This window comes from Streptomyces sp. NPDC017936 (genome assembly GCF_044328485.1).
Classification (GTDB): Bacteria; Actinomycetota; Actinomycetes; order Streptomycetales; family Streptomycetaceae; genus Streptomyces.
Window position 1 is genome coordinate 257542 of sequence record NZ_JBIRHK010000007.1, and the last position, 7463, is coordinate 265004.

At 75.8% G+C, this 7463-nt stretch carries 6 protein-coding genes and 1 pseudogene; 4 read left to right on the forward strand and 3 right to left on the reverse strand.

The features are described from left to right. Positions 1–65: 65 nt before the first annotated feature. A pseudogene (locus ACH4F6_RS16990) lies at positions 66–2330 on the forward strand (bifunctional salicylyl-CoA 5-hydroxylase/oxidoreductase); the annotation flags it as partial. Between the two features lie 8 nt (positions 2331–2338). Here ACH4F6_RS16990 and ACH4F6_RS16995 read toward each other — a convergent pair. Further along, the gene (locus ACH4F6_RS16995; RefSeq protein WP_397960941.1) at positions 2339–3163 is read right to left on the reverse strand and encodes a PaaX family transcriptional regulator C-terminal domain-containing protein; all 825 of its coding nucleotides are present in this window, start codon (positions 3161–3163) and stop codon (positions 2339–2341) included. 15 nt (positions 3164–3178) lie between these two features. Then, positions 3179–4795, reverse strand: coding sequence for an AMP-binding protein (locus ACH4F6_RS17000; RefSeq protein ID WP_397960942.1), 1617 nt, complete (start codon positions 4793–4795; stop codon positions 3179–3181). Between the two features lie 171 nt (positions 4796–4966). Here ACH4F6_RS17000 and ACH4F6_RS17005 point away from each other — a divergent pair, with 171 nt between their 5' ends. After that, entirely contained in the window at positions 4967–6094 is a 1128-nt protein-coding gene (locus tag ACH4F6_RS17005) for an acyl-CoA dehydrogenase family protein (RefSeq protein WP_397960943.1), read from the forward strand. Then, positions 6091–6492, forward strand: a complete 402-nt coding sequence (locus ACH4F6_RS17010) for a RidA family protein (protein WP_397960944.1) — start codon at positions 6091–6093, stop codon at positions 6490–6492. Before ACH4F6_RS17005 ends, ACH4F6_RS17010 begins: the two co-directional genes overlap by 4 nt. On the opposite strand, the gene ACH4F6_RS17015 is transcribed toward ACH4F6_RS17010, so the two are convergent. After that, entirely contained in the window at positions 6493–6681 is a 189-nt protein-coding gene (locus tag ACH4F6_RS17015; protein ID WP_397960945.1) for a DUF5999 family protein, read from the reverse strand. It lies immediately after the preceding gene. A 233-nt stretch (positions 6682–6914) separates the two neighbouring features. Between ACH4F6_RS17015 and ACH4F6_RS17020 the strand changes: the two genes are divergently transcribed. After that, entirely contained in the window at positions 6915–7346 is a 432-nt protein-coding gene (locus ACH4F6_RS17020) for a DUF6299 family protein (RefSeq protein WP_397960946.1), read from the forward strand. The last annotated feature ends 117 nt before the right edge of the window (positions 7347–7463 follow it).

The following is a 7463-nucleotide window of genomic DNA, read 5'->3' on the forward strand; positions in this document are numbered from 1 at the left end:
GACCGGGACCGGCGGCCGGAGCGGCCGACGGGAGGACGCCGGCCGCAGGGGCGCGGGGCCGTCCCCTGCGCGTGGCGGTCATCGGCGGAGGCCCCGGCGGCCTCTACGCCGCGGCCCTCCTGAAACGCCTGGACGCCGACCGCGAGGTCACCCTCTGGGAACGCAACGCCCCCGACGACACCTTCGGCTTCGGCGTCGTCCTCTCCGACGAGACCCTCGGCGGCATCGAGAGCGCGGACCCCGTGGTCCACGCAGCCCTCGAACGGGAGTTCATCCGCTGGGACGACATCCACATCGTCCACCGGGGAACCCGCCACACCGCCGGAGGCCACGGCTTCGCCGCCGTGGGCAGGAAGCGGCTCCTGCAGATCCTGCACGGGCGCTGCCGCTCCCTCGGCGTGGACCTGCGCCTGCGGACGAAGGCCCCGGACCCGGCGCGGCTCGCCGGGTCGTACGACCTCGTCATCGCCGCCGACGGGGTGCACAGCGCCACCCGCGAGGCCTACGCGCACGCCTTCCGCCCCCGCGTGGACAGCCACCGCTGCCGCTACATCTGGCTCGCCGCCGACTTCGCCTTCGACGCCTTCCGCTTCGAGACCGCCGAGACCGAGCACGGCGTGATGCAGCTGCACGGCTACCCCTACGCCGCCGGCTCCTCCACGGTGATCGTCGAGATGCGCGAGGAGGTGTGGCGGGCGGCGGGCTTCGACGAGCCGGACGAGCGGGAGTCGATCGGGCGCTGCGCCAAGATCTTCGCGGACGCGCTCGGCGGACGGCCGCTCAGGTCCAACGAGTCCGCGTGGACCACCTTCCGCACGGTGACGAACGAGCGCTGGTCGCACGGCAACGTCGTGCTGCTGGGCGACGCCGCCCACACCGCCCACTTCTCCATCGGCTCCGGCACCAAGCTCGCCGTCGAGGACGCCCTCGCGCTGGCCGCGTGCCTGGACGAACAGCCCTCGCTCCAGGAGGCGCTGCGCGCCTACGAGGAGGAGCGCAGGCCCGTCGTCGCCTCCACGCAGCGCGCCGCCCGCGCCAGCCTGGAGTGGTTCGAGAACCTCGCCCTGTACGCCGGGCAGCCGCCCCGCCGGTTCGCCTTCAACCTGCTGACCCGCAGCCGCCGCGTCACCCACGACAACCTGCGGCTGCGCGACCCGGGCTTCACCGGCTCCGTGGAGCGGGAGTTCGGCTGCCCGCCCGGAACGCCCCCGATGTTCACCCCCTTCCGGATGCGCGGCCTGACCCTGCGCAACCGGGTCGTCGTCTCCCCGATGGACATGTACTCGGCGACCGACGGCCTGCCCGGCGACTTCCACCTGGTCCACCTCGGCGCCCGCGCCCTGGGCGGGGCCGGGCTGGTGATGACGGAGATGGTGTGCGTGTCGCCCGAGGGGCGCATCACGCCCGGCTGCACGGGCCTGTACACCGCCCGCCAGGCCGAGGCGTGGCGGCGCGTCACCGACTTCGTGCACGCGCAGGCCCCGGGCACCGCGATCGGCGTCCAGCTCGGCCACAGCGGGCGCAAGGGCTCGACCCGGCCGATGTGGGAGGGCCTGGACGAACCGCTGCCCGACGGCAACTGGCCCCTCGTGGCCGCCTCCGCGCTGCCGTACAAGCCGGGCGGCCGGCCACCCCGGGAACTGGGCCGGGCCCAGCTCACGGATCTCCGCGAACAGTTCACGGCCGCCGCGGCGCGGGCCGCCCGGGCCGGCTTCGACCTGCTCGAACTCCACTGCGCGCACGGATACCTGCTGTCCGGCTTCCTCTCGCCCCTGACCAACCGCCGCGCCGACGCCTACGGCGGCTCGCTCGCGCGGCGGCTGCGCTTCCCGCTGGAGGTCTTCGACGCCGTCCGCGCGGTGTGGCCGCAGGAGCGGCCCATGACGGTCCGGATCTCCGCCACCGACTGGGCCGACGGCGGCACCACGGCCGAGGACGCCGTGGAGATCGCCCGCGCGTTCGCCGCGCACGGCGCCGACGCCGTCGACGTCTCCACGGGCCAGGTCGTCGCCGAGGAGGCGCCGGAGTTCGGGCGGTCGTACCAGACGCCGTTCGCGGACCGGATCCGGCACGAGGCGGGGATCCCGGTGATCGCGGTCGGCGCGATCTCCTCCTGGGACGACGTCAACTCGCTGATCCTGGCCGGGCGCGCGGACCTGTGCGCCCTGGGCCGCCCGCACCTGTACGACCCGCACTGGACCCTGCACGCGGCCGCCGAGCAGGGCTACGACGGCCCGGGCGCCGTCTGGCCGGCGCCGTACCGGGCGGGCAGCCGGCCGCCGCGGACCGGACGCACGGACGCGCCCCGGCCCCGGCTGTCGCTGGGGAGCCGACCGGATCAGACGGCCGGCGGCACCCCGGCGAACTCCGCGCCGGCGTCCCGCAGCCGCTCGTGCAGTCCCCGGAAGACGTCCGCCGAGCGCGCGCCCGGCCAGTCGCCGGGGAGCAGCGGGGCGGGCAGTCCGGGGTCGGCGTAGGGGAGGTGGCGCCAGGAGTCGAGGGCGAGGAGGTAGTCGCGGTAGGCCTCCTCCGCGGGCGTGTCCGTGCGCCGCTCCCAGGCCCGCAGCACGTGTTCGTGGCGGTCGAGGAACGCCTCGTGCTGCTCGGCGACGGCCGCCAGGTCCCACCAGCGGGCGACGGAGTCGACGGTCGGCGCGAAGCCGAGGTGCTCGCCGCGGAAGAAGTCCACGTACGGGTCGAGGCGCAGCCGCCGCAGCGTGTTGCGGGTCTCCTCGTACAGGCGGGCGGGTGCGATCCACACGCCGGGGGCGGCCGTGCCGAAGCCCAGGCCCGCCAGCCGGGAGCGCAGGACGTGCCGCTTCTGCCGCTCCGACTCCGGCACGGAGAACACCGCCAGCACCCAACCCTCGTCCCCGGGCGGTGCGGTGGCGTAGATCCGCCGGTCGCCGTCCTCCATCAACTGCCGTGCCTCGGCCGACAGTTCGTATCCGGCGGCGCCCCGGGCCGTGCGCGCCGGCAGGAGCAGTCCCCGCCGTTTCAGCCGGGACACCGAGGAGCGGACGGAGGGCGCGTCGACGCCGACCGCGGCGAGCAGCCGGATCAGCTCGGCGACGGGCACCGGGCCCGGCGCGAAGCGGCCGTAGGCGCCGTAGAGCGTGACGATGAGGGACCGAGGTGCGGGCTGGTCGGACACGTTGATCATCTTAGGTCGTCGGCATCACTGCTGGTCACCCCCGGTGTCGGCATCGCCCTCACCGCCGGTGCGCAGTCTGAACCGCTGGAGTTTGCCGGTCGCGGTGCGCGGCAGCGCGTCCAGGAAGACGATCTCGCGCGGGCACTTGTACGGCGCCAGCTCCGCCTTGACGAAGGCGCGCAGGGAGTCCTCGTCCCGCCGCGCCCCCGCGCGCAGCACGGCGTACGCGACGACGACCTGCCCGCGCGCCTCGTCGGGCCGCCCGACGACCGCGGCCTCGACCACGTCCGGATGCCGCAGCAGGGCCTCCTCGACCTCGGGGCCGGCGATGTTGTAGCCCGCCGAGATGATCATGTCGTCGGCGCGGGCGACGTACCGGAAGCAGCCGTCGGCCTCGCGCACGTAGGTGTCGCCGGTGATGTTCCACCCGTCCCGCACGTAGTCGCGCTGCCGGGGATCGGCGAGGTAGCGGCAGCCGACCGGGCCGCGCACGGCGAGCAGTCCGGGCTGTCCGTCGGGGACGGGCTCGCCGTCCTCGTCCTGCACGCGCGCGTGCCAGCCGGGGACGGGGACGCCCGTGGTGCCGGGCCGGATCCGCTCGTCGGCGGCGGAGAGGAAGATGTGCAGCAGCTCGGTGGCGCCGATGCCGTTGATCAGGCGCAGCCCGGTCCGCTCGTGCCAGGCGCGCCAGGTGGCCGCGGGCAGGTTCTCGCCGGCGGAGACGCAGCGCCGCAGCGAGGACAGGTCGTGCCCGCCGAGGTGGCCGAGCATCGCCCGGTAGGCGGTCGGGGCGGTGAACAGCACGGACACCCGGTGCTCCGCGACGGCGGGCAGCAGCTGCCCGGGACCCGCCTGTTCCAGGAGCAGCGCGCTCGCGCCGGCCCGCATCGGGAAGACGAGCAGTCCGCCGAGGCCGAAGGTGAAGCCGAGCGGGGGGCTGCCCGCGAACACGTCGTCCCGCCGCGGCTTGAGGACGTGCCGCGAGAAGGTGTCGGCGACGGCCAGCACGTCCCGGTGGAAGTGCAGGCACCCCTTCGGCCGCCCGGTGGTTCCGGAGGTGAACGCGATCAGCGCCACGTCGTCGGCGGCGGTGTCCACGGCCCGGTACGGCGTGTCCGGCGCGGGCCGGCGCAGCAGGTCGCCGGGGGCGTCACCGCCGTACGTCGTGATCCGCAGTCCGGGGACCGCGGCCTCGGCGAGGTCGTCGACGGCGCGGACGTCGCACAGGGCGTGCCGGACCCGGGCGATCTCGCACATCGTGCGCAGCTCGAGCGGGCGCTGCCGGTCCAGCACGGTCACGGCGATCGCGCCCGCCTTGAGCACCGCCAGCCAGCAGGCCGCCAGCCAGGGCGTGGTGGGCCCGCGCAGCAGCACCCGGTTGCCGGGGACGACGCCGAGGTCGCCGGTGAGCAGGTGCGCGAGCCGGTCGACGCGGGCGCGCAGGTCGCCGTAGGTCCAGGAGGGGCCGGCGGGGGTGTGGAAGACGGGCCGGCCGGGATCGGGGCCGGTGAGGAGTTCGGCGGCGCAGTTCAGCCGTCGGGGGTAGCGCAGCTCCGGCAGGTCGAACCGGAGCTCGGGCCACTGGTCGGGCGGCGGGAGGTGGTCGCGCGCGAAGGTGTCGACGTGGGCCGAGGCGTTCATGGCGGGTCGCCCCCTTGCCTTGGTGGGCGCCTGCGGGGCGCCGTGGCGGGCGTCGTGGTGGGCTCGCGCACCGAGCGTATCGCGTTGGTGACGACAGTCAACGCCTCGCGATACCGTCGGGGGAGAGCCGGCACGAGGCCGAGCGAGGTCATCGGAGAGAGGGGCCCGGCGATGCCCGCATTCTCACTCGAACCGGAACAGACCGCCTGGTGCGCCGAACTGCGCGCCCTGGCCGCCGACCGGCTGCGCCCGCTCGCGGACCAGGGCGAACCGGGCCGCGTCAACCGCTCCCTCGTCGCCGAACTCGGCCGGCTCGGACTGCTGGCCCGCCTGTTCACCTCCGGCGCCGTCGACCTCTGCCTGATGCGCGAGTCCCTGGCGTACGCCTGCACCGAGGCGGAGACCGCGCTCGCCCTCCAGGGCCTCGGCGCGCACCCGGTGCACGTCCACGGCACGCCCGCCCAGAGGGCGCGCTGGCTGCCCCGCGTCGCCGACGGCAGCGCGGTCGCCGCCTTCGCGCTCAGCGAGCCGGACGCCGGCTCGGACGCCGCGGCCCTCTCCCTGGCCGCGGAACCGGACGGGCGCGGCTGGCGCCTGACCGGCGAGAAGTGCTGGATCTCCAACGCCCCCGAGGCCGACGTCTACACCGTCTTCGCCCGCACCGCCGCGGGCACCGGCGCCCGCGGCGTCACCGCCTTCCTGGTCCCCGCCGACCGCCCCGGCCTCACCGGCTCCGCCCTCGACCTGCTCGCCCCGCACCCCGTCGGCGCCCTCCGCTTCGACGCCGTCCCGGTCACCGCGGACGACGTGCTCGGCGCGCCCGACCGCGGCTTCCGGGTCGCCCTGGGCACCCTCACCCTCTTCCGCCCCAGCGTCGGCGCCTTCGCCGTCGGCATGGCCCAGGCCGCCCTCGACGCCACCCTCGCCCACACCGCCCGCCGGGACGCCTTCGGCGGCAAGCTGAGGGACCTGCAGACCGTCGCCCACCAGGTCGCCGAGATGGCCCTGCGCACCGAGGCGGCCCGGCTGATGGTCTACGCGGCGGCCACGGCCCACGACACCGGCGCCCCGGACGTGCCCCGCCGGTCCGCGATGGCCAAGCTGCTCGCCACCGAGACCGCGCAGTACGTCGTCGACGCGGCCGTCCAGCTGCACGGCGCACGGGCGCTGCGCCGCGGGCACCTGCTGGAGCACCTCTACCGGGAGGTCCGCGCCCCACGGATCTACGAAGGGGCGAGCGAGGTCCAGCGCGGCATCATCGCCAAGGACCTGTACGCGGGCGCGGAGGCCGGCCGGTGACCGCCGAACGGGTCAACCCGCCCGGGCTGTCCCCGCCGACGGGCTTCTCGCACGCGGTCGTCGCCACCGGCTCCCGGGTGGTGTTCCTGGCCGGCCAGACCGCGCTCGACGCCGACGGCACGGTGGTGGGCCGGAGCCTGCCGGAACAGTTCGAACGGGCGCTGGGCAACCTGCTGGCGGCGCTCGCCGCGGCGGGCGGCACGCCCTCGGACCTGGCGCGCGTCACGGTCTACGTCACGGACGTCGCCGCGTACCGGGCCCGCGCCGCCGAACTCGGCCGCGTCTGGCGGAAGCTGGCGGGCCGGGACTATCCGGCGATGGCGGTCGTGGGGATCGTACGGCTGTGGGACGAGCGGGCCCTCGTCGAACTCGACGGGTTCGCCGTCCTGGGGGACTGATCAGGCGGCGACGGCCAGCGGCCCGGTGGTCACCCGGTGCGGGGCCACGACGCGGCCGTCGGGCCGCAGTTCGCCGGAGTCGTCGAAGACGATCGTGCCGTCGCAGAGCAGGCTCCAGCCCTGTTCGGGGCGGGCGGCGACGACGTGCACGGCGTCGGCACGGGCGCTGGGAGACCGGTGATCGCACATGGTGCACCTCCACGTCGGTGGGGCCGGCCCCGCGGCGGGCCCCGTGAACCGACCATGCGCCCGCCGCGGCGCTCCCGCCAGCAGGGGGCGCGGACCGTGACAGCACCAGGACAACTCCACGACCGTTCCCCGACGCCGGGGGCGCAACACGCCACCGAAGGGGTGACGGTCACGGCTTCGGGCGCCGCCGCCCGGTACCAGTGGAGGCCCCCCACACAACAGGAGGTCCTTCCATGTTCCTGCGCTCCGCCCTGACCGCGGCCGCCGGTGCCGCTCTGCTCCTGCTGACCGCGTCCGCGTCGCCCGCCGGCGCCGACGCGTCCGAGAAGGTCACCGTCGACAAGACCGGGAAGATCACCGCGGACGGCACGGTCACCCTCTCCGGCACCTACCGCTGCACCGGCAACACGCACCCCGCCTACGTCAGCGCCTCGGTCGCCGCCAAGGACGCTCCGAACGTGCAGTACGGCGTCGGCAGCACCCGGGCGGTGTGCGACGGCGCCGAGCACCGCTGGTCCAACACCTCCCGGCTCATGCCGGGCACCCTGAAGCCGGGCGAGGCCCGGGTCCAGGCCACGGTGATGGAGTTCCGGCAGCAGGGCTTCCTGCCCCTGCCCTACTTCCACACCTCGCACGAGGAGGAGATCACGCTGGCCGAGGGCTGACCGGCCCCGGCCGCCCGGGACACGTCGTCGCCGGCCCCCCCGGGGGCGGCGCCCCCGGGTCCCCCCGCCCCCCCGCCCCCCCCCCCGCGCCGCCCGGCCCCCGGCCCCGACGGCGCG